Origin of the sequence: Nocardia sp. NPDC051990 (genome assembly GCF_040680755.1) — a bacterium.
Classification (GTDB): domain Bacteria; phylum Actinomycetota; class Actinomycetes; order Mycobacteriales; family Mycobacteriaceae; genus Nocardia.
On the sequence record NZ_JBFAXH010000003.1, the window covers coordinates 471,438 to 495,578 of the forward strand.

A 24,141-nucleotide genomic window follows, 5' to 3' on the forward strand; every position below is an offset into this window, starting at 1 on the left:
CGGACGAGGATGACCGTAACGGCTGGAAAACCGCCCAGGAGCGTGCCGGTATCGCCGAACCGGCCGACGTGCATGCAATGCGCGGCACCACCGCCACGCTGCTCATGGAAGCCGGGGTGGACGCCAAGCATGGCGCGAGGTGGACCAGGCGGTCGAGCACGAACCGATCCACGAATGCCCGGCGTGGCTGCGGTTCGTCAACCATGCCGAAGTCCCTGGGCATGAGGCACGCGGACATGGACACGTTGGTCCCGACAGGATCGAGTTCCGGCACCTCGACGCGGCGAAGGCCCGCGCTCTGCGGCCGGTCGTTGAGGACATCTATCGCCGCTCCTACGTCGACGCGATCGCCTCTGGTGATCCGTTCGACTCACCCGAGGCATTCATGCACCGGTTCGACAGCTACACCGATCCAGCCCGTGGCAGCGTATTCGCCATGGTGATCGCCGAAGCGAACGGGCACCCCGTCGGCCAAACCTGGGGTTGGACGCTGAGCCCGAATGCCGCATGGTGGAAGAACTTCCAGCCGGATAAGACGGTTACCGACCGCAGTGCATTCACCGAAGAGGATGGTGTCCGGACGTTCGCGCTGTCGGAGATCATGGTGTGCACCGAGTACACCGGCCGCCGTTTCGCGCGGGCCCTGCATGACGAACTGCTGGGCAGCCGTCCAGAGCCGCGGGCGACACTATTGGTTGAACCCGATAACGAGCGCGCGTATCGCGCCTATTGGAGCTGGGGATGGAACCGCGTTGGAATCAGCAAGCCGAGTTGGCCTGACGCGCCGACGTTCGACGTGCTGATTCGTGATCTGCCCTCAGGCTGACTTGTAGTCGGCTAGCCCATCGGGGTGGGGTTTACGTCGTGGCAGGACGCGTTGTGTGTCCGACCTCGATGAGCTGATGACCGACTACGGGCTGTCCAATTCCTTGACGTAGATGTCAAATTGGGGGGACACCATGCCTGGTGTGTGGTGTTCCGGTCCTCACTCCAGAGGCCACGGCGGAATGGCTGGTGCGCGCGATCCGCACCAGGCCGATCGCGCTGTATCCACGTCCCCGCATTGATACGGATCTACAGCGCGCTGTTTCCGACCGCAGCCGACCGCGCCCTGCTCATGGCATCGTGAACTGCTACCCGTGCACCGCACACAGTTCGGTGCACCGGATCAGATCGGCGTGACCTGGGAAACCAGCCAGCTGTCGTCGCTCTTGTCCAGGGTGACCCGGACCCGGCTGCCGGTGGAAGTGCCCTGAGGCGATTCCTGGCTGGTCGTGACCTGGTTGAGGAAAATCAGGACAACAGCATGCGAGCGATCGGCCGACACCACACCGCGCGCTTCGGTCGTCGCCCTGACGCTGAGCTGTTTTTCCTTGGCGCCCGGCGCAATGGCCTGCTTGATCAATTTCAGGTAGTCATCGCGAAAGCTCGCCGACAGCCGATCGGCCGCCTTCGGTAGCTCGGTGTCCACGGTCTTGTAGTCATAGCTGAACATCGCCGATACGGTGCGGTCGGCCGCGTCCACCGCTTCGGTGCGTGACTGCTCCGATCGCCGATCGTCCCAGTACCGGAATCCGTTGATACCGGCCACAATTCCCGCGACGACCACGATTGCGGCCGTGACGAGCAGCAGGATCTTGCCTCGTAGTCCACTCATCCCACGAACTCCACGTTGGACGCGGACAGCCCGGAACCGTTGCGGGTCACGGTGACCCGGAACCGGTAGAACCGCGTCTGCGGCTCGGCCTGACCCGCGTTGGTCAGTGTCTGCTTGGCGGCGACCAGGATCTTCGCCGAGTCCTCGCTGTCGCTTTCGACCGCGGCCTCCACGATCTCGCCGTTGGAGACGACCTTGGCCTCCTTGACGATGTTGAGGAACGGGTCGACCCGGCCATCGAATTCGGTCTTGAACTGGCCGGAGGCGACCGAAAGGATGCGGTCGATGTCTTCCTTGGCGGAATCGGCCCTGATGGTGGTGAGATTGAGGATCGCCTGCCGTGCGGTCTGGGTGTACTCGGCGCGGCGGGCATCGCGGTCGTCGACCGACTTCATTGCCATGACCGACCAGCCCGCGCCGATCACCGCGCCGATGGCGACGAGTGCGCACGCGGCCGCGGCGAGGATGCGGATGCGTCCCCGGCCTGCCTTCGGCTTCTCGACCTGCCCGGAATCACCCGGTTCGTCCGCGTCCTGTGCGGTCTGCGTTCCCGATTTGCCGAGGTAGACCTGGCTGCCCTCGTCAGGCGTCGGCTCGGCGTCCGATACCGTCGAGGCGGTGACAGCAGTAGGCGCGACTTCGGGTCCGGTCCTGGTGCCCGGTGCCGCGACGCGAGCCGAGAATGCCTTCGCCACTTCGGGAGTCGAGCCTGCCGCAGCCGCGGACTCGGCCGTGGCGGCCGACCCGGTCTCCTCGACCGGAGGGCCCGCCGAACGCACCGCGCGTCGCCGGCCGCGGTGAGTATCTTCGTTGATCTCACTCATCGTTGATCTCACTCATCGTTGCTGATCCTCGAGCATTGCCTGCCAGCTCGACGGTACCGTGCCAGATCCGCCCGACCCGACATCGCCTTGCCGGTAGGTGCGTCCGTCCGTGCCGATATACACGCCGGTAGCGGGGTCGTAGGACCTGGCGGCCGCCGGCGTGCCGCCACCGTAACTCGCAGGGGCGACCGGCACCGCCGCAGGCGCGACGGCCGCACCGGCGGGATCCACCGGCCGCGGCGGACCGAACGCCGGGTTGTCGCCTTCCGGCACGTACCCGGTGCGGCACAGTTCCGGAGTCGGAGCGCGCACGCCTGGCACCTCCATACACGGGGTGTTGCGGATGCCGCGCACCGCGACGGGTGAATCCTGCGGCACCTTGCAGTACAGGCCGGACGGAGTGTCGATGGAGTCCAGCTCACTGGGCGAGCGACGCTGATCCGGCGGCAGGAAGCCGGTGGTACAAGCGGGCGGATCGTTGATAACGGTCATGAAGTCGACCAGTACGCCGTATTCCAGCGGTCCGCGGATGATGGTCTCCAGTGCCGCGATCAGCGGTGGGAGAACCACCAGGAGTTGTTCCAGCCCAGGGTGATACGTGACACCGACCTGTCCGACACTGACCAGATTGCGCAATACGATCGGCAGCGTGGGTCGCAGATCGTTGAACTGCGCGCTGACCCGCTGCAGCGCGGCGGGACCGTTGCGCAGTACGCTGCGCAGCGCGGGATCGTGCGCGCGCAGTTGATCGGTCACGGTCGCCAGATCGCTTGTCCACGAGCGGATCGCCGCGTCGGACCGTGTTTGGGTGTCCAGCAGCGGCCCGATCTGATCCAGCAGCTTCTTGGTCGGTTCCGCGCTGTTCTGCGCCTCCTGCACCAGCAGGGCCGCCGAATCGATGAACCGCTGCAGATCCGGGCCCGCACCATTGAAGGCCCGGAATGCCTCATCGATGACTTGCCGCAGCCGGGTGTCGGCGACGCTGGACAGCAGCCGGTCGGTCTGGTCGAGCAGCGATCCCACATCCTGTGGCAGCTTGGTGCGCTCCACCGGAATCACCGAGCCATCAGCCAGATTTCCGCCTTTGGGCTGCTCGACGGGCACCAGATCGACATACTGCTCACCGATCGCGGAAACGCTGCGGACCAAGGCATTCACATCGGCCGGAATCTTGTAGTCGCTCGCGATGGACAGTTTCGCCTCGACACCGTCCTTGGTGAGCCGAACTTCTTTGACCACACCGACATTCGTGCCGCGATACGCGACGTTCGCCGTCTCGTAGAGGCCACCGGTCGCGTCGAGTTGGACGATCACGTTGTAACGTCCGATGCCGAACATCGCGGGCAGCTTGACGTACATACCGCCCATCACCACCAGGCCGATCACCGTGAGTACGGCGAAGATCGACAGCTGGGTGCGGACGAATCGGGTGAGCGTCATCGTCCCGGACCCCCTTGTGGCGCAGTGGCTCCCGGCAATGGCACGGTCAGTCCTGGAATGGCGGGCAGCCCTGGGATCGTCGGCAGGCCAGGGATCGTCGGCATGGGCTGGCCCGGAGCGGGCTGCGATTGCAGCGGCCCGGTCGCCGGGTCCTCGCTCTGGGTGGCCGTAGCGGGCGCGAACCCGCCGAGCACACCTTCGACGCCGCCGAACCGACCGCCGAGCGGTGTCCCGGTGAGCCAGTTGGTGTCCAGCCGTTTCGCGGTCATATCGATGGTGATGTACAGGTTGAGGTAGTCGCCTTTGATCGCGTTGTTGAGGTTTTTCATCGGGAACGGAAACGTGGGCAAGATCTTGAGCGCCTCGATGAGGTTGTTGCCGGTATCGGCGAGCGTCTGCACCACCGGCGCGAGGCTGCGCAAATTCGACTTCAGGTTCTCACCGCTCGCGGCGACGATCCGCTGCGTGACGTCGCTCAGTTCGCCGAGCGCGGTGATCGCATGGGTGATGTTCGCGGTGCGATCGGCGAGCACGGTGAGCGCGGGATGGATCTGCTCGATGGCGGTGGCAAGCACCTCGCGCTGCTGGACGAGTTGGCCACCGAGGCGATCCAATCCGCTCATGGCCCTGATGATGTCGTTGCGCTGCGCGTCGAGATTGGTGGTGAGCTCGGCCAGTTGCGGCAGCAGATCACGGATGTCGTTCTCGCGACCGTGCAACGCGGAATTGAGCTCGCGGGTGATCGTCTCCAACTGGGCGATTCCACCGCCGTTGAGCACCACCGACAGCGACGAAAGCACCTGCTCCGTGGTCGGGTAGACCCCGGCGCGGTCCAGCGGAATGAGATCCCCCGCGCGCAGTTGCCCCTGCGGCGCGATATCGGTCGGCGCGGCCAGCTCGAGGTGATTGCTGCCGAGCAAGCTGGTCTGACCGATCTTGGCGACCGCATTGGTTGGGAGCTTCACCTCGGGATCGAGCGAAACGGTGACCAGCGCGTGCCAGCCCTCCACCTCGATCTTGGTCACCGTCCCGACCGTCACATCATCGACGCGAACCGGTGAATTCCTGGTCAGCGTGGTGACATTCGGCATCTGGATACGTACTTCGTAGGAGCCTTTCCCGGTCCCCGCGGTGCCCGGCAGCGGCAGCGAATTCAGGCCGTCCCACTGGCAGCCGGATGCGCCGAGCGTCACTGCGATGCCAACGGCGAGAGCACCTATCCCGCGCATCGAACGCGGTCGCATCATCGTCCTCCTCCCGGAATAGCCAGTCCCTCTAGCCCGTTCGGCACGGTCACCACCGCCTGCTGCGGCGCTGCGGACGACGGCGCCCGCTCCGCCAGGCTGGGTGGGCTGTACACCAACTGGTTCGGGAACGCGGTCACGCTGGAGGCCGGATTCAGCAGGATCGGCGCGTAATTCATGGCCAGCGAGCTGATCACGGGGGCGAGATACTGGGCACACAGATCGGCGGAGCGGGCGGAATCATTGTCCTCCAGCGCTCGGATCGATCCGCACAGGAAGCTGAGTGGATCGGCCGTGTTGTTCAGTGCCACCGCACCGTTGACCGTGCCGGTCGCGGGCTTGTAGATCTGATAGAAGTTCACCAGTGCCGTCGGTCCCGAGTGCAGCACCCGCTCCAGTTCCGGCCGCTTGTCCACCAGTGTCTGCGTAACGTCGGCCAGCCGCTGCACGCCCTCGGTGAGCTCGGCGCCGCTGCCCTCCAGGAATCGCTTCACGTCCGCCAGCGCCGAGTCCAGATTGTCCAGCCCGGCACCGAGATCCGTGGAGACGCCGGCCAGCACCGAGGACACCGAGGCGAGCCTGCCGCCGAATTGCACGATCTGTTCGTTGCTCGACGACAGCACCTCGACGAACTTCTGCAGATTCCGGATCGTGCCGAAAAGGTCGGTGCGGCCGTCGGACAGCGTGCTCGAGGTCGCCGACAGCTCCCGCAACGTGTCACGCAGCTTCTGACCGTTGCCATCCAAATTATCGGCGGCAGTGTTGACGAAGCGCCCGAACGACCCCTGCGTGTCGCTACCCACCGGGCCGAGAGTCGTTGCCAGCTTGGACAGCTCGGCCTTGATGTCATCCCACTCGACGGGCACCGCGGTGCGATCGAGCCCGATCTCCGCGCCATCGCGGAGCTTCGGTCCACCAGTGTAGGCAGGTGCGAGCTGAATGAACCTGGCCGCCACCAACGACGGCGAAAGAATCACCGCGCGTGCGTCGGCAGGTATGTCGACCCCACGATCGATGGTTACCCGCACCTTCACCCGGTCCCGGCCGGGCTCGATCGCATCGATCCGGCCGACCTTGACGCCGAGCACCCGCACATCGTCGCCCACGTACAAACCCGTTGTGGCGGGGAAGTACGCGGTGATCGTGGTCTTCCCGATCCGGGCGATACCGGTGTACACACCGGCCAGTACCAGGGCGGCGACCAGCATTCCCGCGACAACCAGCACCCAGCGCGGCAGCTTCCGAACATTGGTCAGCATGTTCATCGTGGCGGCTCCTGGACTGCGGGTCCGATCGACGGTCCCGGGTTCGTGAAGAGATTGCGCAGGTCATCCGGGAGATGTTGCGGCCACACCAGAGCGTCCACGAGCGGCTGTAGTTCGGTGCTCGACGCGTTCACCACGTAGGCGTTGAACCAGGGACCGCTGCCGACCTGTTCACCGAGCGCCGCCGAGTACGGTCCGAGTCCATCGAGTGCCTCGCTGATGTTCTGCTTGTTGCGCTGCAGCAGCGCGAGCACCGAATTCAACTTGTCCAGTGCCGGTTTCAGCTGCGCCTCGTTATCGGCGACGAGTCCGGACAGCTGTTGGGACACACCGTTCACGTACACGATCAGCTGCCCGATCGCGCCACGACGCCGATCCAGCTCACCGAGCAGGTCATTGCCGTCCAGGAGCAGTGCATTGATCTGGTTGCTCCGGTCGGCGACGATCTTCGTGACGTTCTGCGCACGGGCCAGCAGTTCCGACAACGCCTGATCGCGGGCATTGATGCTGCGCGACAACGCGGTCACGCTGTCCAATGCGGAACGCAGCGGCGCGGGGGTATCGGCGAAGGTCGCCGACAGCGCGTCGAGGGTCTTGTCGACCTGATCCATATCCAACCCCTGCACCGTGCGACCGAGATCGCCGAGCGCGTCGTTGAGCGAATACGGAGAGGTGGTGCGTTCCAACGGAATCGTGTCATCGGCACGCAACGCTCCGGAACCTTCCGGCGTCACCTCGAGCGACTTGCGGCCGAGCACCGTGTTCGTCTTGATCGCCGCAGAGGTCTTCTGTCCCAACACGATCGACTCGTCGAGGCTGAACCGGACGAGCACCTTGGCCCCGTCCAGATGGACATCCTCCACCCGACCCGAGCGCACCCCCGCGACCTGCACGTGGTCGCCGGGTACCAAACCACCCGCGTCGGCGAAGTACGCGGTGAAGGTGGCGCCACCGCGAATGAACGGCAGCCGGTCGAATTGCAGTGCCGACAGTGCCACCGCGACCCCGACGACAATGCCGACGATACCGATGGTGATGGCTGGTGATCGCTTCTCGTTCATTTATTCGGCGCACACCTTCCGGTCGTCTGCTCACCGGGCAGGTTGACCTGCATCACCTTGCCGTCGGGGCCATCTACGAGCATGTTCGTGCCGCAGATGTAGAGCTGCAGGAACGACCCGTATGCGCCGATGCGGATCAGCTGCCTGTAGGTAGCGGGCAGGCGTTCGAGCACCCACTGCACGGTGTCGGAGCCATCGTCGAGATTGGTGGCGAGCCGCCCGGTCTGCTCGATGGTGGCACGCAGGTCGGGGCGCGCCTGACCGAGCAGATCGGTGAGATCACGGGTGGCTCCGGCGATTCGGGGCAGTGCGTCGCCGATCGGGTCCCGCTGGGCGGCCAAACCACTGACCAGGCGCTGCAATTCGTCGATCGTGGTGGCGAACTGGTCACCGCGCTGGTCGATGGTCTGCAACACCGTATTCAGATTGTTGATCACGCTGCCGATCAACTCGTCGCGGTCGGCGAGGGTCTTGGCGAACGAGCCGCCGCTGTTCAGCAGTTGCACCAGCGTGCCGCCCTGGCCCTGGAAGATCTGCAGCAAAGCACTGGTCAGATCGTTGACCTGCCCGGGATCGAGGCCACGGATCAGCGGCTTGAAGCCACCGAGCAGCATGTCCAGGTCCAGCGCGGGCGCGGTCTGCTCCTTGCCGATAGTGCCGCCGTCGGGGAGCACCTTCGTCGAGCCGGGCCCTTCGAGCAGTTCCAAATACCGGTCGCCAACCAGGTTTTCGTACTTGATCGTCGCGCGGGTGCTCGAAAGCAACCGGTACTTGCGGTCGACATCGAAGGTGACGTGGGCCAGACGGTCCTTACCCACCTTGACCGAGGTGACCGAGCCGACAGGCACACCGGCGATGCGCACCTTCGAGCCGGGCAGCATCCCCGACGAGCTGGTGAACACTGCGTGGTACCCGTACTCCCGCGCGAAACGCATTTGGCTGAACACGACCGCGAGCCCGGCGAAGACCAGGGTCATCACCAGGGTGAAGATGGCCAACTTGATTGTTGTTCCAGTGTTTTTCACGGCTTGGCCACCCCTGGCAGCCCGGCGAACAACAGCTGGAACACCCTGGGCGCTTCGTTGAATTGCGGCGATCCCGTGTGCGGCTGGTACACCGTGCCCTCACTGGTATCGGTGACGACATAGTCGGCGTGGCTGCCGGGCACGCGGTTCACGACGCCGTCACAGTGCGGGCCGCCGGTGGCATTCACCTTCGGCAGATCATCCGGATAGGTATAAGGTTTGGCACCGAACATGAAGTTGGTGTTCATCCCGACGCCGGGCTTCAAGCCACCGAACATCGCCTCAGCTGTCGGCATCAGCGGCCCGATGCCATTGATGACGCAGCCGAGCGCCGGCGCGTACTCCCATAGCAGACTGGTCGTCGGCTGCAACAGATCCAGCGCGGTGGCGAGCTGATTCTCGTTCTCCCGCAACACCGAACCGGTGGTGTCGGCCAAGCCGATGAGGTTCACGAGCACCTCGTCCACACTGCTCTGCTCGTCGACGAAGGTGTTGCTCGTCGTAATGAGGTTGTCGACGGTGCGCAGGAGGTCGGGGACGGTGTCGGCGTAGAGGTCGGTGACATCGGCCGTCTTGGTCAGGTCTTGTTGCAGGGTTGGCAGATATGGGTTGATGTCCTTCAAATACGCATCGCTGCGCGAGAGCAGATCACCCAGCTTCTGACCCCGGCCCTGCAGCGCGGTGCCGAGTGCGGTCATCGTCGCGTTCAGTTTCTCCGGCTCGATCTTGCCGAGCAGATCCGACAGATGCTGGAACAAGGTGTTGAACTCGACGGTCACCGCGGCGGCGGTCACGGTCGCGCCGGGCTTCAGCGAAGTCGACGAGGGCTGCTGCGGCACGGTGAAGTTGATGTACTTCGCGCCGAATACGGTGGTGGAGCGGATGTCGACGCCCGCATTCGACGGAACCAGTTTCAGCAGCTCGGGATCCAGCGCGAGCTTCAGCCGCGCACCCGCACCGGTCTGGTCGATCGCCGAAACCTTGCCGATCTCCACCCCACGCATCTTCACCTTGGCGTCCGGGTCGAGGACGAGACCGCTACGCGGTGCGTCGACCGTGACAGTGACCGTTTTGGTGAAGCCGCCGGCGAACATGATCATTGCGACCGCGGCGATGGCGACCAGAGTGAGCACCATCGCGGCGCCCGCCAGTTTCAGGCCGAGCCCACCGCGCATGGCTGCTGCCAGGCCGCGTTCTGCTTGCTTCGATTGCGCCATACCGCTTTACCCGGAGAGATGGAAGTTGCCGGAGGTGCCGTAGATGGCCAGCGAGATCAGCAGGGTCACCGTGACCACCGCGACCAGTGAGGCCCGCACCGCATTGCCGACCGCGATCCCCACACCGACCGGCCCGCCCGCGGCGTTGTAGCCGTAGTAGGTGTGAATCATCATGACCGCCAAGGCCATGAGGATCGCCTGGGCAAAGGACCAGAGGATGTCACTCGGGATCAGGAAGGTGGAGAAGTAGTGATCGTAGACACCCATCGACTGCCCGTAGATGACCACGGTGGCGAACCGGCTGGCGACGAACGAACAGATCACCGCCAGCGCGTACAGCGGCACGATCGCGATCATGCCCGCGAGCACCCGGGTACCGACCAGATACGGCATCGGCCGGATCGCCATGGACTCCAGCGCATCGATCTCCTCGGCCACCCGCATGGCGCCCAGCTGCGCGGTCGAACCCGCGCCGATGGTTGCCGCCAAACCGATTCCGGAGATCACCGGTGCCGCGATGCGCACATTGATGAATGCCGAGAAGAAGCCCGTCAGCGCCTCGACACCGATGTTGCCGAGCGAACTGTAACCCTGCACCGCGATGGTGCCGCCGGTGAACAGCGTGAGAAATCCGACGATGACCACCGTGCCGCCGATCACCGCCAAAGCGCCTGTGCCCATGCTGATTTCGGCGATCAAACGAATGGTCTCGGTCCGATAGTGCAACAGTGCGCGTGGGACGGAGCCTATTGTCTGCCCATAGAACACCGCATGTTTACCAACCGAATCGAGCGAGTTCGAAAATCGACGTGCTCGCCGCACGGTACGCGGGAAGCGGGATTGGATTACGAATGCCATCGCCTCACCGCACCGCGAACTTGATGCCGACGGCGGTGACCACGACGTTCACCACGAAAAGGGCCATGAAGGCGAAGACAACGGTCTGATTCACCGCATCACCGACACTCTTGGGACCACCTTTGACATTCAGGCCGAGATAACAGGCGACCAGTCCGGCGATCAGCCCGAACAAACCGGCCTTCACTTCGGAGATGACCAGCTCGGGCAGACGGGTGAGCAGTGTGATGCCATTGACGAAAGCGCCCGGATTCACATCCTGCAGCAGCACCGAGAACAGGAACCCGCCGATGATGCCGACGGTGCACACCAGGCCGTTCAACAGCAATGCCACGAACATCGAGGCCAGCACCCGCGGCACCACCAGTCGGTGTACCGGGTCGATGCCGAGCACGCGCATCGCATCGATCTCTTCGCGAATGGTTCGCGCGCCGAGATCCGCGCAGATCGCGGTGGCGCCTGCGCCCGCCACGATCAATACGGTGACAATCGGCCCGACCTGGGTGACCGAACCGAATGCCGCGGCGGCGCCGCTGAGATCGGCGGCGCCGATTTCGCGCAACAGGATGTTGAGCGTGAAGCAGACCAGCACGGTGAACGGAATCGCCACCAGCAGCGTCGGAATGATCGAAACGCGTGCGATGAACCAGCCCTGATCAATGAACTCGCGCCCTTGGAACGGTCGTCGAATGCTGGCCCGCGCGACGTCGGCAACGAGTTCGAAGAATCCGCCGACTGCCCGCAATGGCACAGCAAGGACCTCGTTCATGCACGATCCTCCTTGCTCATCCTGCTGATTCCGCACATCGCACGATGGCCCGCCTTGGCCACATCGCCGCAACGATTAGAACATGTTCACATTGCTGTAGGAAGCTTTTTGGCACATTTGAACTGCCATTCTTCTCAAATTCGACCCATGAATTTGTAACAGGTGTCATTTGAGGGTGACCTAACCCTTGTGGGGTGTCACACACGTTGACTCCCATGTCTACCAAGCGCCGCATCAGTGATCAACAACTACTGGTCAAGTGATCAGCTGGTATCCGATGGCACCTGCCATCACAGAGCAGCCCGAATGGCTCCGAGCGACCCTCGAACCGTGTCAGCTATCGAGATCTGTCAAAGAGGACGCTGAAAACGTACGCCCCGACGGCCGCTGCGCGAAGTAACCACCAAGCGTGGCGGCGAGATCATTTACCGACCAGTGATCATCGGCGGCGTCGAAGCGCTGCTCGACCACTGGCGCGGCCATCAGGGCGACCATCGGTCCGTACACCACGAACAGTTGACCGTTGACCGCATCGGCGGCGGGCGACGCGAGATATGCGACCAAGCGGGCCACATGATCCGGCGAAAGCGGATCGACGCCGCCGTCCGGCGCCGCGCTGAAGACCGCCTCGGTCATCGCGGTGCGCGCCCGCGGCGCAATGGCGTTGGCGCGCACGCCGAATCGGGACAGCGCCCGCGCGGCGGACAGCGTCAGCGCGGTGATACCGGCCTTGGCCGCGCCATAGTTGGCCTGCCCCTCCGGACCCAGCAGACCCGCCTCGGAAGAGGTATTGACGAGCCTGCCGTAGATCGGCGCGCCAGCGGCCTTGGACTTGGCCCGCCAGTAGGCGCCCGCGTTGCGGGTCAACAGGAAATGGCCGCGCAGATGCACGGCGATCACCGCGTCGAAGTCTTCGTCGGACATGTTGAACAGCATTCGGTCACGGGTGATGCCCGCATTGTTCACCACGATGTCGACGCCGCCGAACGCCTCATCGGCGGTACTGATCAGCGCGTCGGCGGTCGCACGCTCCGCGATGCTGCCCGCGACGAACTCGGCCTTGGCGCCGAGCGCACGGATATCGGCGAGGGTTTCGGCCACCGCATCCGATTCCGTCAGGTCGTTGACCACCACCGACGCGCCCGCCCCGGCCAAGGCCAGCGCCTCGGCCCGCCCCAGTCCGGCGCCGCCACCGGTAACGATGGCCACCCGCCCCGCAAGGCCCACATCCGTGTTGTCTACATCACTCACGGGGCCGACTCTAGAACGTGTTCTTACCGACGGCAAGCGCGGGTCACCGCAATTTCAGCGCCGCCTTCGGACACTGGGCGACCGCATCCTCGACATCCGCGAGCCGATCCTCGGGCACGTCGGCCGCCACGATGTGCAGCACATCCTCGTCATCGAGTTCAAACACGTCGGGAGCGATTCCGACACAGATTCCATTGGCTTCACACTGATCCAGATCGACCGTGACCTTCATGGGAACTCCTTAAACGCGACTCTGGTCGAAGCGTAACAACACCAGGCCGTATCGGGTACCGCTGTGATGCGGATTCAGCAGCAATACTGGAACATGTTTCAGTCCATATGCAATGATCGGTTGACCGACATCGAACCAGGGGCTTCGCTATATCCACCCCGCCGACTCCGCAAGCTCCGTCGGCTGACCATCCCCGAGAGGTATTGCCATGCGCATTGCGTACACGCCGCAGCAAGAAGAGCTCCGCGCGGAACTGCGTGACTACTTCGCGCGGCTGATCACCCCGGAGCGTCGAGCCGCGCTCAGCGCGACCACCGGCGAGTACGGCCACGGCAACGTCTACCGCGAGGTGGTCCAGGAAATGGGCCGCGACGGCTGGCTCACCCTGGCCTGGCCCAAGGAGTTCGGCGGCCAGGACCGCTCGACCATGGACCAGCTGATCTTCACCGATGAGGCGGCCATCGCTGGCGCGCCGGTGCCGTTCCTCACCATCAACTCGGTGGCGCCGACGATCATGCATTACGGCAGCGAGGAGCAGAAGAAGTTCTTCCTACCCAAGATCGCCGCGGGCGAACTGCACTTCTCCATCGGCTATTCGGAACCGGGCGCGGGCACCGACCTGGCCAGCCTACGCACCACCGCCGTGCGCGATGGCGACGACTACGTGATCAACGGCCAGAAGATGTGGACCAGCCTGATCGCGTACGCCGACTACGTCTGGCTCGCGGTGCGCACCGATCCGAATGCCAAGAAGCACAAGGGCATCAGCATGCTCATCGTGCCGACCACCGCCGAGGGCTTCTCCTGGACCCCGGTGCACACCATGGCCGGACCGGATACGAGCGCCACTTACTACCAGGACGTTCGGGTGCCGACGAGTTCGCTCGTCGGCCACGAGAACGGCGGCTGGGCGCTGATCACCAACCAGCTCAACCACGAGCGCGTCGCACTGACCTCGGCCGGACCGCTCATGGTCGCGCTGAACCAGACCACCGAATGGGCACGCGATACCAAGGCGGGCGACGGTTCCCGAGTCATCGATCAAGAATGGGTGCGGCTCAATCTGGCCAAGGTACAGGCCAAGGTCGAATATTTGAAGCTGCTGAACTGGGAGATCGCCAGCCGGGCCGATGCGGGCGGCGATGCCGCGCCACGGGCATGGGATGCCTCGACCTGCAAGGTCTACGGCACCGAGCTGGCCACCGAGGCCTATCGATTGCTGATGGAGATCCTCGGCCCGCAGGCCTATCTGCGTCAGGACTCGCCCGGCGCCGAGTTGCGCGGCCGGTTGGAGCGGTTCCACCGCGCCGCACTGATCCTCACTTTTGGTGGCGGCACCAACGAGGTCCAGCGCGACATCATCGCCATGACCGCACTGAAGCAGCCGGCCGCGGCGCGCTGAATCGATGGCGGTGTTCCCGGGGCCCTGCGTGGTCACACAAGCCGATCGTTTCGAGCGACCTGCAAGCAGTCGCTACGGCTACGCCTCCGGGCCCGTCGCTCACACCGCAGAAAGCAGGTAGATCACCATGGATTTCACTCCCACCGAGGCCCAGCTCGACCTGACCCGCCTGACCGCCGAGGTCTGCGCCAAATTGGTCACCGCGGACCGGATCCGCGAACTCGATGCCGAGGGCCGCTTCGACGAACCGCTGTGGCAATCCCTTGCCGAGACCGGCGTATTGGCCGCCGCACTGCCGGAAGCAGTGGACGGCGGCGATTTCGGCGCACTCGAGCAGAGCGCCGTACTGCGTGAACTCGGCAAGCATGTCGCGGCGGTGCCGTACCTGTGGTCGATCGTGGTCGGGGCGGGTGCACTGGCGCACTTCGGCTCGGCGGCGCAACAGGATTGGGCCCGTCGGGCCGGTGCGGGCGATGTCATTCTCACGGCCGGGCTCGCCGAGGAGCACAACTGGGAGCCGACCAAGCCGACCACCGTGGCGCACGAAGCCGATAGCGGCTGGCGACTCACCGGCGCGAAGACCACCGTGCCCTACGCCGATCGTGCGGCCCGAATCCTGGTCTCGGCCACGTTTTCCGGAGCTCCCGCCATCTTCCTGGTCGACCCCACCGACGCGACAGTCAAGGTGACCGCGCAGCGCGTCGTCGACTTCAGCGCCGAGTTCGGCGTCGAATTCCATGACACCCCCGCCGAATTGGTCGCGACGGTGGCCGAGGGCGCCGAAATCCTGGACTGGATTCTGACCCGCGCCTGGCTCGGCCTGAGCGCACAGCAGCTCGGCACCCTGGAGCGTGCACTCGAGCTCGTCGCCGACTATGCCAGGGAGCGTGCACAATTCGGCAAGGCCGTCGGCAGCTTCCAGGCCGTAGCCCAGCGGCTGGCCGACGCCTATATCGACGTCCAGGGCCTGCGACTGGCCGTCACCCAGGCGGCATGGCGGGTCTCGGAGGATCTGGCGAGCTCCGAAGCGGTACACACCGCCAAGTTCTGGGCCGCCGATGCGGGACATCGCGTGGCACACACCGTGGTTCACGTACACGGCGGCGTGGGCATCGACCGCGACCACATCGTGCACAACTACTTCACCGCCGCGAAACACAATGAATTCGCACTGGGCGCGGCCACCGATCACCTGCGGGCCATCGGCTTACTTCTCGCGGAAAATCCTGCCTGACCCAGGGATCCGCACCCCGAATCGGCCCGCCGGGACCTGCCACCGGCGGGCCGATTGCTGGGCGACGCAGCTATGCTGATCAGCCCTTGGCGCTAGTAATACGTAATACACACCGAAGGCGCCCCCACTCGTGGGCAACGCCTCGCTCGGCGCCTGCGCGGAACCGCGGACAGCCGAGACATCGAGGGCATGAGCACGGATGAGATCATGGACCTGCTCCGTGGCGAGTAGTCCAACTCCTATCGGCGGGCCCGCCGTCCTGATCGATTCGTGCGTCCTACTCGATGTCATGACCAATGACGAGCACTGGGCGGAGTGGTCAATGGACCGAATCACCGAGGCTCTCGATTCCGGTCGGGTGGTCATCAACCCGATCATCTACGCAGAGGTCTCCGTCGGGTACGACACTGTCGAAGAACTGGACGATTTGCTGCCCGCAGACGAGTTCGAGCGTGCGGCTTTACCATCGCTGGCTTCTTGGCGGGCAAGGCATTTCAGCGCTATCGCCGTAACAGCGGCGAGAAGCGCTCCCAATGCCCGACTTCTACATCGGCGCCCATGCCGCGGTCGCCGGATATCGACTCCTGACACGTGATGCCGCCCGGTATCGCGGCTATTTTCCGACCATAGAACTGGTCACACCCATGCCATGAAACGGGCCCGGCGCCTCGGCCTGTGCGATCGTGGCCAGTGACAGAACGATGCCCGCAAACAGCGCGCCGATGGCGAGCCGTGTGATTCGAGACATCTCGAATGTGCCTTTCTCCCAAACGATTTGGTCTGCTGATGTGGACCTTTGACCATCGCTTGCGTACCGTAAGCCTTACAAATAGTGGGACAACGACCGTGGCGCGGCGGCGTCGATCCCCGCCGCGAGCCGGCACCAACCCGCCGCTGGGCTCAATCACCCCTCGCTGCCACATTGACCCTGCTACAAGAAACTGGCGAAATCGACGACGACGTGAGACGTCTCAAGCGTTATAGATCTCCACATAGGCGTTGGTGGCGAGGGCGAAGACGCCCGGACCCATCCCTGTGCAACCCACCGTCGTACGCTCACCCGACGGCGTGAAGGGGTAACTGAGCACCTTGTAAGGCCCGACGGCATACAGCGGGAACGGCCCGCTGGCGTAGAGACCGACGCAGTCGAGGTGGAGCACGTAGTTGGATCCGCCATCGGGCCGGCAGACCGCTGACGCGTCGAACAGCCCCTTCTCCACGGTGCAGTCCTGCGGCGCGGCCTGTGCGGCACCCGACCCGACAACAGCGGCAAAGGCCAGCCCTGAAATGCCCGCGGTCGCGACCCGTGCGGCGACAGCAAACGACCTTCTCATAAAACCCTCCTGGTGTGTATTGCGGTGTTAGTCGGAGTGGAGCGCTGAGATGTTACGCCCACCACGACGGGGCTGCGGTATGGATAGGTGACAACTGGTGCTGATCGATTCGGAGCTGGTGTGCTTGGTTGTGACACAGGCACTGCTGGGATTCACTTCCGATGCCTCATTGGCTGCCATATAACCGTTAAGAACAATCATCGAATTCGGAAGACGGCGAGTTGGATTCCTGCCTGGTGTGATCCGGACGCGTGGCTGGCCCAGATTATCGATCCGATCACCACGAACAATGGAAATGGCAAGAACGGAACAAGCGCACGAAGGAACTGATAGGTCGGCTTGAATCAGAGCCAGTGAGCTCGAATGAGCATTTCTTCCATCAAAAACAAGCTATTGCAAGAATTCCGCGTAATCATCCCGAGCTAGCGAGGATTCGAGAGATAGCGGAAGATTTCTTGAATACCTGAGTGCACTTATTATATCGCCTGAGCTTCGCCACTTGTCGTCCCCGTGACCGATATCAGCCGGCCTTCTCGGCGGACCGTTTTGATCTCCCTGCCCGGAGATGAAGCCGACAGACGCGCGTATTGCGGTGCCCGCGACACTGATGGCGTCGCGCACTCAGACCAGCCAGGACTTCTGGCCGGGATACTCGTCGAAATCGTCGGGCCAGTCGCTGGGGCCGACGACGCCGGGGTCGCGCCGAAGGGGCGGAGGCTTGGGTGACGGCGGCTCGGGTGGATTCGCCTGTGGGTCCCAAGGCCAGATGAATCGTGGTGAGGATTTCAGGTCGACAACTTCCGGTGGGAGCGACCAGGCCAGCAGTTCGATGTCGGACCAGCGGCATTCGCCGGCGCGCACACGTTCGGCATAGGCTCGCAGGCCGGGCGACGCATACGGTAGACCCGCGAGCTCGAACATGAGTCCTTCGGTCACGAGGGTCGGTTCGTTCAGTACCGCCGACACATCCATGCGCTCCGCGCGCAGCCGGACGGTACGCAGATCATCGATACTGTCGAACACCCGTCGCGCGGCAGCCTCGATCTCCGGATCGAGGTTCGGATCGCGGTTGCTTCCGAACTGGGGCCTCATCCGTCCTCCCATGGCTGCCCGGCCGTACCGACCTCATAGCTTTCCCTCGGTCGTTCGAGGGTGCTGTTGACCAGCGCGATCTCCTTCAGATCGTTAGCAACGGCGGCGTTTTTCAATGTCGGCTGAATCTTCTCCTCCAGTTTGTCCGCCACCACGCGGGACGGCTCGGACAGGAAGCTCAGGAACTCCTTCAATCGGTTCTTGGTCTGCTCGATCTTGTCGATGATCTGCTTCACGGCAGTCACGATCGTGTAGATCTTGTGCCCGAGATCGATCACCTCGACAACCTGACCCAAGCCGGGCACCTTCTTGATCACCTGCTTGAAGATGCCCTTGATGCTCTTGACGTCGATATAGTCCTCGAGCATGTCTTTGAGCTTGGTGAGGGCGCTCTTGATCCCTTCGCGGATCTCGTCGGCGAGCTTTCCCGCCACGTCGGCGATGACCCGGCCGACCGGCCCCTCCCACTTCATCGCCGCGATCTGGCGCCGCGCCCAGTTCTCCTCGAACGAGATCGCGGCCTTGCCGTCCCAATACTGGCCGACAAGCTTTACCCCGTTCTCGAGATTCTTCCCGGTCGCCTCCATCGCATTGCCCGCGGCCTTGTAGGACTCGCCGATCCGGCGCACCTCGTTCCAGTTACCCTCGATGGGCTTCAACAGCAGCACGAGCGGGTCCACCTCATTCCCCGCCATCCTGGTCACGCTCTTGATGGACTCGTTGACATCCCTGAGCCAGGGCGCGACCTCACCGATCAGGCCAGCGGTGTCCTCCTGATTGACCGTCGGCTCATTGAGTGTGATCGACTCCGGCTTGGGATATTTCGCCGCACCTTCATACGCGGCGGTTTGTCCCGCTCGTTCCACATCCGATCCCGGATCGCCTCCCGGCGCGCTCGGTACCTCGCTGGTATGCGCATTGAGCGCGGCGTAGTTCCGCTGGTCCTGGTCGTGATACATCCACGCGGCCTTGTTGAGCTCGACCGCCGTGCTCTTGGTGTGCGTGCCGAGGTCGGACATCCGGCCCCGGAACACGTTCGAGATGTTGTTCAAGGGCGACAGCAGATCGCTGATGATGACGCCGGTGAACAGTTCGCCCTTCGGAAGGCAGTTGTTGCCGACGAATGTCGCGATGGTGGCGCAGTCATTGCCGAGGTCATCGACCAGATTGCCCAGGCCGGAGATCTGACTTGGCCGCGCCATGAACTTCTCCACGTAAGCCCTCTTCCACTGGAACTGTCACTCGGTCTTGCGTAGCGATCCAATGATCGCTTCGACCTCGTTGCCTGGTAGTGCGTTAGGTAAGCCACGGTGGTGCTCGACCATTAGGAGCATCACTTCCGCTGATGCGTATCCGGGTGTCGCGACGATGTCGAATTGCGCCTGGTCCGGGTCACAGGACGTATCTTTCGGGATATCAGTGACCAATGCCGTGTACCGCACGGCCGGTCGGCCCGAGACATCGAGCGGGACCGGGCCACGGAGTTCGACCTTCGGTATACGGCCGGTTTTTCCGCCGAAAATACGCTCCGCCTTGGCAACCTCGTCCCGCGCAGCAGAGTCGATATCGACCGCATTGCGGCCGGTGACACCGACATGCGCCAGCGCCGAGCCCTTGACTTCCGCACAGTAGTTTCGCCGGTACTCGCTCACTGCTCCGTAGGTGGCGACAATGCCGCTGTTGTCGGACCAGCCCATCACCGCGTCATTGGTTGCCATCCAGCGCTCGTTTGACGGCACGTTGTAGGTGAGTCCGAACCTCGTCGGCACCGGTTGCGGACTCCCCTTGGGAACCTCCGGCATCGGCGGCGGAAACTCCATCCTCGGGAAGCCCGGCGGTGGCGGCGCAAACGTCCTGGTGGGTGTCGGCTCCGCCGGAGCGGTCCATGCTGTCGTAGCCGCGCTATCCGCAGCGTCCGAATCGAACTGGCGATCGCTGACCCACGCGATGACCAGAGCGAAGACCAAGAACGCGGCGAACGCGGCGACAATCCGCCCTATCGGATTCAGTACGCCGTACCGGCGCAGCTGGTGCAAAAGCTTCATCGGGCAGTGGCCCTGGATATCAACGAACTCGCCCCCCATACATCGAGATTCATGTCCGCCGACCGTAGCTGAACCCCATTTGACGAGTCAATCACCGAGCGAGTCGCCCACGCACCTCGCATTACGCCGCTTCCGACTCAACCGTGGTGCCCGAACTCGAGTACGACCATTCAACTCACCTCAGCGACGACGTGATTCAGCTACCAATGAAGGTGGGCTTGCGCTTCTCGGCGAAGGCCTTCGGCCCCTCCTTGGCATCGGCCGACCGGAAGACCGCCATGCCGAGCTTCGCTTCGATCTGGAAGGCGTCCTCCTCCGGCATGGCCTCGGTTTCCCGGATCGTGCGCAGAATCGCCTGTACCGCGAGGGGGCCGTTGGCGGCGATCTGCCCGGCCAGCTCGAGCGCCTTGTCCAGGGCGGTACCGTCCGGCACCACGTGGCCGATCAGCCCGATCTCCTTGGCCTCGGCGGCGGTGATGTGCCGACCGGTCAGCAGGATGTCCGCGGCCACGGTGTAGGGGATCTGGCGGACCAGTCGCACCGCCGAGCCGCCGAGCGGGAACAGACCCCAACGCGCCTCGGACACACCGAATTTCGCCCCCTCGGCAGCCACGCGGATATCGGTGCCCTGCAGGATTTCGGTGCCACCGGCAATGGCCGGACCTTCGACCGCCGCGATCAGCGGTTTGGTGAGTCGGCGGCCCTTGAGCAGCGCCTCCAATTTGGTCGGATCGAAGCTGCTCGCATTGTCACCGGGATGCCGGGCGGTCATCGCCTTGAGGTCCATACCCGCGCAGAACGCGCCGCCCGCACCGGTCAGGATCGCGGCGCGGATTTCGGGATCGCTGTCCACCTGATCCCAGGCGTCGCGCATGATCGCCATCATCTCGGCCGAAAGGGCATTGCGGGCCTCGGGCCGATTCATGGTGACGATGAGGACATGATCGCGCTTCTCGACGAGGCAATCTGGCATTGCTGATTCTCCTGACTTTCCAGGGGGATGGCAGGTCGGCGGAACCGGCCGGGGTGGGCAAATTCAGCCTTGTCAGAAACAGTAACACGTTCTATTTTTAGCTTTGTGAGCTACAACATAGCGGACCTAGTCGAACACGCCATCGATCTGATGCCCGACCGCGTAGCGCTGGCCGACGACGGCCGCGAGGTGACTTACGCGCAGCTGGAGGAGCGGGCCAACAAACTCGCCAATTACCTGCTGCAACAGGGTGTCCAACCGGGCGACAAGGTGGGCATCTATTCACGTAACACGATCGAGGCCGTCGAGGCCATGGTCGCGGTCTTCAAGGCTCGCGCCGTGATGATCAACGTGAATTTCCGATACGTCGAGAACGAGTTGCAGTACATCTTCGACAATTCGGATATGGTCGCCCTGATCCACGAGCGCCGCTACAGCGACCGGGTGGCCGGGGTTCGCCCGAACACGCCCCTGCTGAAGACGGTCATCGTCGTCGACGACGATACGACCGGCACCATCCCCACCGCGGCCGATTCGGTGGAGTACGAGACGGTGCTGGCCGAGTCTTCCGGTGAGCGCGATTTCGGCGAGCGCTCGGCCGATGACATCTTCATGCTCTACACCGGCGGCACCACCGGCCTGCCCAAGGGCGTGATGTGGCGGCACGAGGACTGGTGGCGCGTGCTCGGCGGCGGCATCAACTTCCTCACCGGCGAATACGTCGAGGACGAATGGCATCAGGCCAAGACCGGTGCGGGCAATCCACAGATGGTCCGCTTCCCGATTCCGCCGATGATCCACGGTGGCTCACAAACCGCGACCTTCCACAGCCTGTTCGACGGCGGTAAGGCCGTAATGATTCCGGAGTTCACCGGACACGGCGTGTGGCAGCACATCGACCGGCACAAGATCAACCTCATCTTCATCACCGGTGACGCCATGGCCCGGCCGATGGTGGACGCACTCGCCGAGGGAAATCCGGAAACCGGTGAGCCATACGATCTTTCGAGTCTCTACTTGATCGCCAGCAGTGCCGCGCTGTTCTCGCCGACGCTCAAAGACCAGTTCCTGGAACGACTCCCGAACCGGATGATCACCGATTCCATCGGCTCTTCCGAAACCGGTTTCGGTGGTCTGGCCGTTGTCGCCAAAGGCGCCAACCACACCGGCGGCCCGCGGGTGAAGATCGATGCTGCCACCCAGGTCCTCGACGACCAGGGCAATCCGGTGGCGCCGGGCTCCGGGCAGGTCGGCTTCCTCGCGCGCAGCGGCCACATTCCGGTCGGCTACTACAAGGACGAGGCCAAGACCAAGGCGACGTTCAAGGAGTTCAACGGAATTCGCTATTCGATTCCCGGCGATTACGCCCGGGTCGAGGAGGACGGCACGGTCACGATGCTCGGCCGCGGTTCGGTGAGCATCAATAGCGGTGGCGAGAAGATCTACCCGGAGGAGGTCGAGGGCGCGCTCAAGATTCACCCCGAGGTCTTCGACGCGCTCGTGGTCGGTGTTCCGGATGACCGTTGGGGGCAGCGGGTGGCGGCGGTCGTGCAGTGCCGCGGCGATAAGCGGCCCACCCTCGATGAGTTGCGTCCGGTGCTCACGCAGGAGATCGCGGCCTACAAGCTGCCGCGCAGTGTATGGTTCGTCGACCAGATCAAGCGCAATCCGGCGGGCAAGCCCGACTACAAATGGGCCAAGGCGCAAACCGAGGAGCGCCCGGCCGACGAGCACGCCGACGCGAGCAACAAGTAGTACCGGCTGGCATTGACCATCGGCGAGGGCTGCCGAGTAACCGCGGCAGCCCTTGCCATTTGCTGTTGTTTCGGCGGCGATTGGAGATCGAATTGGCAGCGCCGTATGCGTTTTTCGCGGCAACCGACGACGGGTTCGAGCCGCTGCCGTTCGCAGCGAGCGCGTGGTCGCCGAATATGGTCAATGGGCCCGCGATCTGCGGACTGTTGGCCAGGGCGCTGGAGCAACAGCACTGCGCGGATGGCTTCTCGCCCGCCCGGCTGACCGTCGACCTGTTCCGGCCCACATTGAAGAAGCCGGTGACGGTGGTGACCGAGTTGGTGCGCGACGGCAAGCGGATTCGGGTCGCCGATGCCGCCCTGATGCAGGATGGTGTGGACGTGGCCCGCGCCAGCGCGGTCTTCCTGAAGCGATCGGCGCAGCCGCCGGGCGAGCGGTGGACGCGCGCGGAATCCCCACAGCCGCCGCCGGTTCCGGTCGCGGACGGACCGACGGCGCCGCTGTGGAGCAGCGGCGATGGTCTCGACGGCTGGTCGCCCAGAATCGGCGATCATCAGAACAGCGCACGCAAGCGCATATGGCAGGCCCCGCTCTCGGTGGTCGAGGGTGAGCCGCCTACGGCGTTCGCCGGTGCGGCGATGATCGGCGAGTCGACCAGCCTCATGACCAACTGGGGCACCACCGGAATCGGTTTCATCAATGCCGATCTCACCCTGGCGCTGGCACGTCCGCTCATCGGGTTGGAGATCGGGGTCGAGGCCGACAGCCATATCAGCGCCGATGGCATCGCCGTCGGCAGTGCGACCTTGTTCGATCGGCACGGATCCTTCGGCACCTGTGTGGTGACTGCACTGGCCAATGCCGACCGGCAGGTCGACTTCGCCAACGGCGATCCGCTGGAGCGGGCCGGCATTCGTTAGCGCCCTCAGTTGCCGGGACAGTCCATCCAGAAGGGCTCCCATTGGTGGCCGTCGGGATCGATGAAGGTGCGGCCGAACATGCCGACCTGGGCCTCCTGGGCCCTGCGGTCCTCGTTGATTTCCTCGGTGCCGCCCGCGGCCAGTGCGGCGTTGGTGAGTACGTCGACTTCGTGGGCGCTGGCCACGGATAACGCATACGCGCCGCCGGTGGTCGCGACCGTGTCGGCGATCGGACGCTTGCTGAAGGTCGTGAAGCAGTCCTTGGTCAGCAGCATGGCGCAGATATTGTCGTCGATGACGATGCAGGCGGCATTGTCATCGGTCATGTCCTGGTTCACCTTCCAGCCGATGGCCGCGTAGAAGTTCTTGGACCGGCCCAGGTCTGCGACGGGAAGATTGATGAAGATCATCTTGCTGGGCATGCGGGGTCCTTACGTCGTCTTCGGCGGTTTCCTTGTACAGACGGAATGAACGCGCCGAACTCATCGCTCGCGGGCGTTACGTGACCGGATACAAACCCACACCAGGCCGCGATGATCTTGA

General features: G+C 64.0%; 24 protein-coding genes. 5 read left to right on the forward strand and 19 right to left on the reverse strand.

Features of this window, described 5'->3' with window-relative positions; all coding sequences use genetic code 11:
- Window positions 1-139: 139 nt before the first annotated feature.
- Complete coding sequence (locus tag AB0L63_RS08560) at window positions 140-826, forward strand: GNAT family N-acetyltransferase (protein WP_364496581.1); 687 nt, start codon at window positions 140-142, stop codon at window positions 824-826.
- Window positions 827-1,168: 342 nt separating this feature from the next.
- Here AB0L63_RS08560 and AB0L63_RS08565 read toward each other — a convergent pair whose 3' ends face one another.
- The 12 genes from AB0L63_RS08565 to AB0L63_RS08620 all read right to left on the reverse strand — a co-directional run bounded on the left by AB0L63_RS08565 (window position 1,169) and on the right by AB0L63_RS08620 (window position 12,843).
- Window positions 1,169-1,657, reverse strand: coding sequence for a h domain protein (locus AB0L63_RS08565; protein WP_364496583.1), 489 nt, complete (start codon window positions 1,655-1,657; stop codon window positions 1,169-1,171).
- The gene (locus AB0L63_RS08570) at window positions 1,654-2,481 is read right to left on the reverse strand and encodes a hypothetical protein (protein WP_364496586.1); all 828 of its coding nucleotides are present in this window, start codon (window positions 2,479-2,481) and stop codon (window positions 1,654-1,656) included. The genes AB0L63_RS08565 and AB0L63_RS08570 overlap by 4 nt, the downstream gene beginning before the upstream one ends.
- A gap of 12 nt (window positions 2,482-2,493) precedes the next feature.
- The gene (locus AB0L63_RS08575; RefSeq protein ID WP_364496589.1) at window positions 2,494-3,921 is read right to left on the reverse strand and encodes an MlaD family protein; all 1,428 of its coding nucleotides are present in this window, start codon (window positions 3,919-3,921) and stop codon (window positions 2,494-2,496) included.
- Window positions 3,918-5,165 (reverse strand): MCE family protein, encoded by a 1,248-nt coding sequence (locus AB0L63_RS08580; RefSeq protein ID WP_364496592.1) that lies wholly within the window; start codon window positions 5,163-5,165, stop codon window positions 3,918-3,920. The genes AB0L63_RS08575 and AB0L63_RS08580 overlap by 4 nt, the downstream gene beginning before the upstream one ends.
- Window positions 5,165-6,430 (reverse strand): MCE family protein, encoded by a 1,266-nt coding sequence (locus AB0L63_RS08585; RefSeq protein ID WP_364496595.1) that lies wholly within the window; start codon window positions 6,428-6,430, stop codon window positions 5,165-5,167. The genes AB0L63_RS08580 and AB0L63_RS08585 overlap by 1 nt, the downstream gene beginning before the upstream one ends.
- A complete protein-coding gene (locus tag AB0L63_RS08590; RefSeq protein WP_364496598.1) occupies window positions 6,427-7,491 on the reverse strand; it encodes an MCE family protein in 1,065 nt (354 codons plus the stop codon). Before AB0L63_RS08590 ends, AB0L63_RS08585 begins: the two co-directional genes overlap by 4 nt.
- On the reverse strand, window positions 7,488-8,516 hold the full coding sequence (locus tag AB0L63_RS08595; protein WP_364496600.1) for an MCE family protein: 1,029 nt from the start codon (window positions 8,514-8,516) through the stop codon (window positions 7,488-7,490). Before AB0L63_RS08595 ends, AB0L63_RS08590 begins: the two co-directional genes overlap by 4 nt.
- Window positions 8,513-9,691, reverse strand: a complete 1,179-nt coding sequence (locus tag AB0L63_RS08600; protein WP_364496903.1) for an MCE family protein — start codon at window positions 9,689-9,691, stop codon at window positions 8,513-8,515. The genes AB0L63_RS08595 and AB0L63_RS08600 overlap by 4 nt, the downstream gene beginning before the upstream one ends.
- A 48-nt stretch (window positions 9,692-9,739) precedes the next feature.
- Window positions 9,740-10,591 carry an ABC transporter permease gene (locus AB0L63_RS08605; RefSeq protein ID WP_364496602.1) on the reverse strand — a complete coding sequence of 284 codons (852 nt, stop codon included), beginning with the start codon at window positions 10,589-10,591 and terminating at the stop codon, window positions 9,740-9,742.
- 4 nt (window positions 10,592-10,595) lie between these two features.
- Window positions 10,596-11,360, reverse strand: coding sequence for an ABC transporter permease (locus AB0L63_RS08610; RefSeq protein ID WP_364496604.1), 765 nt, complete (start codon window positions 11,358-11,360; stop codon window positions 10,596-10,598).
- Between the two features lie 333 nt (window positions 11,361-11,693).
- Complete coding sequence (locus tag AB0L63_RS08615) at window positions 11,694-12,611, reverse strand: 3-oxoacyl-ACP reductase (protein WP_364496606.1); 918 nt, start codon at window positions 12,609-12,611, stop codon at window positions 11,694-11,696.
- 43 nt (window positions 12,612-12,654) lie between these two features.
- Window positions 12,655-12,843 carry a ferredoxin gene (locus AB0L63_RS08620; RefSeq protein WP_364496608.1) on the reverse strand — a complete coding sequence of 63 codons (189 nt, stop codon included), beginning with the start codon at window positions 12,841-12,843 and terminating at the stop codon, window positions 12,655-12,657.
- A gap of 208 nt (window positions 12,844-13,051) precedes the next feature.
- Between AB0L63_RS08620 and AB0L63_RS08625 the strand changes: the two genes are divergently transcribed.
- Window positions 13,052-14,245: an acyl-CoA dehydrogenase family protein gene (locus AB0L63_RS08625; RefSeq protein ID WP_364496611.1), complete on the forward strand. Its 1,194-nt coding sequence runs from the start codon at window positions 13,052-13,054 to the stop codon at window positions 14,243-14,245.
- Window positions 14,246-14,372: 127 nt separating this feature from the next.
- A complete protein-coding gene (locus AB0L63_RS08630; protein WP_364496614.1) occupies window positions 14,373-15,479 on the forward strand; it encodes an acyl-CoA dehydrogenase family protein in 1,107 nt (368 codons plus the stop codon).
- A gap of 613 nt (window positions 15,480-16,092) precedes the next feature.
- Here AB0L63_RS08630 and AB0L63_RS08635 read toward each other — a convergent pair.
- From AB0L63_RS08635 to AB0L63_RS08660, 6 genes are all read right to left on the reverse strand, one after another.
- Complete coding sequence (locus AB0L63_RS08635) at window positions 16,093-16,227, reverse strand: hypothetical protein (protein WP_364496617.1); 135 nt, start codon at window positions 16,225-16,227, stop codon at window positions 16,093-16,095.
- Window positions 16,228-16,450: 223 nt separating this feature from the next.
- Entirely contained in the window at window positions 16,451-16,813 is a 363-nt protein-coding gene (locus AB0L63_RS08640) for a hypothetical protein (protein WP_364496620.1), read from the reverse strand.
- 621 nt (window positions 16,814-17,434) lie between these two features.
- On the reverse strand, window positions 17,435-17,905 hold the full coding sequence (locus AB0L63_RS08645; RefSeq protein WP_364496623.1) for a hypothetical protein: 471 nt from the start codon (window positions 17,903-17,905) through the stop codon (window positions 17,435-17,437).
- Window positions 17,902-19,107 carry a hypothetical protein gene (locus AB0L63_RS08650; RefSeq protein ID WP_364496626.1) on the reverse strand — a complete coding sequence of 402 codons (1,206 nt, stop codon included), beginning with the start codon at window positions 19,105-19,107 and terminating at the stop codon, window positions 17,902-17,904. Before AB0L63_RS08650 ends, AB0L63_RS08645 begins: the two co-directional genes overlap by 4 nt.
- Before the next feature lie 36 nt (window positions 19,108-19,143).
- Entirely contained in the window at window positions 19,144-19,989 is an 846-nt protein-coding gene (locus AB0L63_RS08655; protein WP_364496629.1) for a hypothetical protein, read from the reverse strand.
- Window positions 19,990-20,146: 157 nt separating this feature from the next.
- A complete protein-coding gene (locus tag AB0L63_RS08660) occupies window positions 20,147-20,923 on the reverse strand; it encodes a crotonase/enoyl-CoA hydratase family protein (protein ID WP_364496632.1) in 777 nt (258 codons plus the stop codon).
- A gap of 105 nt (window positions 20,924-21,028) precedes the next feature.
- Between AB0L63_RS08660 and AB0L63_RS08665 the strand changes: the two genes are divergently transcribed.
- The gene (locus AB0L63_RS08665) at window positions 21,029-22,678 is read left to right on the forward strand and encodes an acyl-CoA synthetase (protein ID WP_364496634.1); all 1,650 of its coding nucleotides are present in this window, start codon (window positions 21,029-21,031) and stop codon (window positions 22,676-22,678) included.
- 92 nt (window positions 22,679-22,770) lie between these two features.
- Window positions 22,771-23,598 carry a thioesterase family protein gene (locus AB0L63_RS08670; protein WP_364496637.1) on the forward strand — a complete coding sequence of 276 codons (828 nt, stop codon included), beginning with the start codon at window positions 22,771-22,773 and terminating at the stop codon, window positions 23,596-23,598.
- Between the two features lie 5 nt (window positions 23,599-23,603).
- On the opposite strand, the gene AB0L63_RS08675 is transcribed toward AB0L63_RS08670, so the two are convergent.
- Window positions 23,604-24,020, reverse strand: coding sequence for a VOC family protein (locus tag AB0L63_RS08675; RefSeq protein ID WP_364496639.1), 417 nt, complete (start codon window positions 24,018-24,020; stop codon window positions 23,604-23,606).
- Between the last annotated feature and the right edge of the window lie 121 nt (window positions 24,021-24,141).

Bases quoted from the DNA above. Each gene is read 5' to 3' on its own strand.
- AB0L63_RS08575 (WP_364496589.1), bottom strand. From the start codon at position 3,921: ATGACGCTCACCCGATTCGTCCGCACCCAGCTGTCGATCTTCGCCGTA.
- AB0L63_RS08635 (WP_364496617.1), bottom strand. From the start codon at position 16,227: ATGTCTCGAATCACACGGCTCGCCATCGGCGCGCTGTTTGCGGGCATC.
- AB0L63_RS08620 (WP_364496608.1), bottom strand. From the start codon at position 12,843: ATGAAGGTCACGGTCGATCTGGATCAGTGTGAAGCCAATGGAATCTGT.
- AB0L63_RS08585 (WP_364496595.1), bottom strand. From the start codon at position 6,430: ATGAACATGCTGACCAATGTTCGGAAGCTGCCGCGCTGGGTGCTGGTT.
- AB0L63_RS08590 (WP_364496598.1), bottom strand. From the start codon at position 7,491: ATGAACGAGAAGCGATCACCAGCCATCACCATCGGTATCGTCGGCATT.
- AB0L63_RS08655 (WP_364496629.1), bottom strand. From the start codon at position 19,989: ATGGGGGGCGAGTTCGTTGATATCCAGGGCCACTGCCCGATGAAGCTT.
- AB0L63_RS08570 (WP_364496586.1), bottom strand. From the start codon at position 2,481: ATGAGTGAGATCAACGAAGATACTCACCGCGGCCGGCGACGCGCGGTG.
- AB0L63_RS08580 (WP_364496592.1), bottom strand. From the start codon at position 5,165: ATGCGACCGCGTTCGATGCGCGGGATAGGTGCTCTCGCCGTTGGCATC.
- AB0L63_RS08640 (WP_364496620.1), bottom strand. From the start codon at position 16,813: ATGAGAAGGTCGTTTGCTGTCGCCGCACGGGTCGCGACCGCGGGCATT.
- AB0L63_RS08675 (WP_364496639.1), bottom strand. From the start codon at position 24,020: ATGCCCAGCAAGATGATCTTCATCAATCTTCCCGTCGCAGACCTGGGC.
- AB0L63_RS08645 (WP_364496623.1), bottom strand. From the start codon at position 17,905: ATGAGGCCCCAGTTCGGAAGCAACCGCGATCCGAACCTCGATCCGGAG.
- AB0L63_RS08650 (WP_364496626.1), bottom strand. From the start codon at position 19,107: ATGGCGCGGCCAAGTCAGATCTCCGGCCTGGGCAATCTGGTCGATGAC.
- AB0L63_RS08630 (WP_364496614.1), top strand. From the start codon at position 14,373: ATGGATTTCACTCCCACCGAGGCCCAGCTCGACCTGACCCGCCTGACC.
- AB0L63_RS08605 (WP_364496602.1), bottom strand. From the start codon at position 10,591: ATGGCATTCGTAATCCAATCCCGCTTCCCGCGTACCGTGCGGCGAGCA.
- AB0L63_RS08625 (WP_364496611.1), top strand. From the start codon at position 13,052: ATGCGCATTGCGTACACGCCGCAGCAAGAAGAGCTCCGCGCGGAACTG.
- AB0L63_RS08565 (WP_364496583.1), bottom strand. From the start codon at position 1,657: ATGAGTGGACTACGAGGCAAGATCCTGCTGCTCGTCACGGCCGCAATC.
- AB0L63_RS08600 (WP_364496903.1), bottom strand. From the start codon at position 9,691: ATGCGCGGTGGGCTCGGCCTGAAACTGGCGGGCGCCGCGATGGTGCTC.
- AB0L63_RS08660 (WP_364496632.1), bottom strand. From the start codon at position 20,923: ATGCCAGATTGCCTCGTCGAGAAGCGCGATCATGTCCTCATCGTCACC.
- AB0L63_RS08610 (WP_364496604.1), bottom strand. From the start codon at position 11,360: ATGAACGAGGTCCTTGCTGTGCCATTGCGGGCAGTCGGCGGATTCTTC.